The organism is Ructibacterium gallinarum (assembly GCF_014982785.1).
GTDB classification, from domain to species: domain Bacteria; phylum Bacillota; class Clostridia; order Monoglobales; family Monoglobaceae; genus Ructibacterium; species Ructibacterium gallinarum.
Genome location: NZ_JADCKB010000061.1, coordinates 1 through 1,805, shown reverse-complemented (window position 1 = coordinate 1,805; position 1,805 = coordinate 1). Strand labels below are relative to the sequence as shown.

Genomic DNA, 1,805 nt, shown 5'->3' with positions numbered 1-1,805 from the left:
CTCCCTATATAATCTTAGTTTTTCTTTAATTTTCTCCGTTTTTCTTACAATTTCAAAAGTTTCATAATGAGTTTATGGATAAAATCATTGTATCTGATTGATTTCAGTACGATTTTTGAGTAAAATGGATACAAAAATCAAAGCGTCGTTACTTTTTATGAATGGCACTTTGGTATCCCACTTCACTTATAGCAGCTTAACCTCCCATGTCTAACAGGGTCTTTGCCCTAAATTCCTTCGTTCCGCTTATCCATAATGTGGTGCCGGTTTATGCTCCTATTCCGAGTCTTTGCTCTGATGGACAATATCAAGCACCGACTACCTGCTCATTATTTTTCTTCTTCGTTGTAAATCTTCCCAGGCTCTTTTGAGGACGCTTTCCCTGTTAAGATTTTTTACTTTTTCTTACGCTGCCATCGGTTCCGGTCTGATAATGTCTTTCATCAGCTTTTGACTGTCATATTCCGTACCTTTTATTAGCAAAGCATAGAATATGCGTATTACCTTGCAGCATAATGCAATCTTTGATTGTTTTCCCTTTAACGGATTTTTGTCTCTTGTTGTGTAGTATCGATGCAATTCCCTGAATTCCGGTAAGTGCATCGTCATTGACATCACGGCTTGAAACAGTGTATACCTCAATAGTTTTCTTCCGCGTTTACTTATGCATGACCGCCCTTTATACTTGCCGGAACTGTTTTCGGTTATTGCAAGTCCTGCAAGCTTCTGGATTTGTTTCGGAGAGTCAAAGCGTCTAATATCTCCAACCTCGCCAAAAAAGCTTGCCACCGTCAATATGCCTACACCTTTGATATTTAACAATTTTTCTGCATTCGGAACTTGAATACAAAGCGTTTCAAGTATCTCGACAACTCTTTGCATTTGCTCCTTTTTTCTCAGATAATCCTCAATAAGCATTGATATTTCACATCTTGCAGCACTTGCTCCATGCTTAACACCTACACTTGATTTTGCTGTTTCCACTAAAAGATTGGCTCTTTTCATTCCGACAGCACGGATTTTCTTTGCACGCCACAACCCATTTATGGCTTCAGCTCCCATATTAACCGCATCCGCAGGCAATGGTGCATTTATCAATACCTCAATACTGCTGTCGCATTCCCAATTTCCAAATACATTTTTGTACTCGGGAAAATATATTGCAAACCATCTTTTGATACGGTTTTCTATCGCAATCATTTCCCTGTTTATACGCATTCTGTTTTCGTTCATAATACGAAGTTCAGCATATATGTCTTCCGGAATGTACGGTATTAAATATCTGCCCTCTATTACCAGCTTTGCAATCACTTTTGGGTCTTTTCTGTCGTTCTTGCTCGGATGATTGTCATCAAGCTCCTTTGTGCGTTTGACATGCATGGGATTGACAAACACAAATTTGATATCGTGTTCTTTCAAGTATTCAGCAAGAGTGAACCAGTAATGTCCCGTAGGCTCTGCGCCTATTATGATATTATCCTTTTGATTGGTCTTACAGATTTCAGCCAGCCATTCTGAAAAGTTTTCAAATCCATAACTTGTACTTTCAAATTTGAATATTTTTGAAAGCTCCAAACCACGCCAATCAAAGGCACGGGCATAGTGCGTTTCGCTCGAAATATCAATTCCCACAACCAAAGTTGTATTTTTTACTTGACTTATTTTCTCATTCTGTGTTATACTCATCTTAGAGTTCCTCCCTTAGTGGATTTCTTTTTATTAGGGCTTTGACCCTGTGTTACATTCTAAGGGAGTGAACTCCTTTTTGTCAAACCTCATTTTTGTTACTTAACAGGAATGCTCCT

The 1,805-nt window shown here is 38.5% G+C and carries 1 protein-coding gene; it reads right to left on the bottom strand.

What is annotated here, in order from left to right; all coding sequences use genetic code 11:
- Positions 1 to 405: 405 nt before the first annotated feature.
- Positions 406 to 1,686, bottom strand: coding sequence for an IS110 family RNA-guided transposase (locus tag INF28_RS12650; RefSeq protein WP_226393811.1), 1,281 nt, complete (start codon positions 1,684 to 1,686; stop codon positions 406 to 408).
- Positions 1,687 to 1,805: the final 119 nt, after the last annotated feature.

Excerpts from the sequence above, each read along its gene's own strand:
- INF28_RS12650 (WP_226393811.1), bottom strand. The coding sequence starts at position 1,686 with ATGAGTATAACACAGAATGAGAAAATAAGTCAAGTAAAAAATACAACT.